The sequence below is a fragment of the Methylobacterium frigidaeris genome (genome assembly GCF_022179185.1).
GTDB classification, from domain to species: domain Bacteria; phylum Pseudomonadota; class Alphaproteobacteria; order Rhizobiales; family Beijerinckiaceae; genus Methylobacterium; species Methylobacterium frigidaeris.
Genome location: NZ_BPQJ01000293.1, coordinates 1 through 248, shown reverse-complemented (window position 1 = coordinate 248; position 248 = coordinate 1). Strand labels below are relative to the sequence as shown.

The window sequence follows — 248 nt, the reverse complement described above, 5'->3', positions numbered from 1 at the left end:
GCTGCGGCTGCCCACGGATGCCTCCGGCGCGGACGCGACCGCCGAGATCTTCTCCCTCCACCGCTCCACCGACCTGACCGGACTCTCCCCCACGGGCACCGAGGCGGGCCTGCACCGCGTCTTCTCCACCTCGACGGCGGGCACGTACTCGCTGAAGGCGAGCGCCGTTCCCGTACCGGGCACGGAACTCGACCGGCTGCTGTACGAGGTCGCGCCCGAGCAGCAGGACCGGATCACGGCGACGGCGG

At 73.0% G+C, this 248-nt stretch carries 1 protein-coding gene; it reads left to right on the top strand.

The annotated features are described in order from the left end of the window. Positions 1–248 (top strand): hypothetical protein (locus tag MFF64_RS37190; protein WP_238194080.1); only part of this gene is annotated, 248 nt, incomplete at both ends.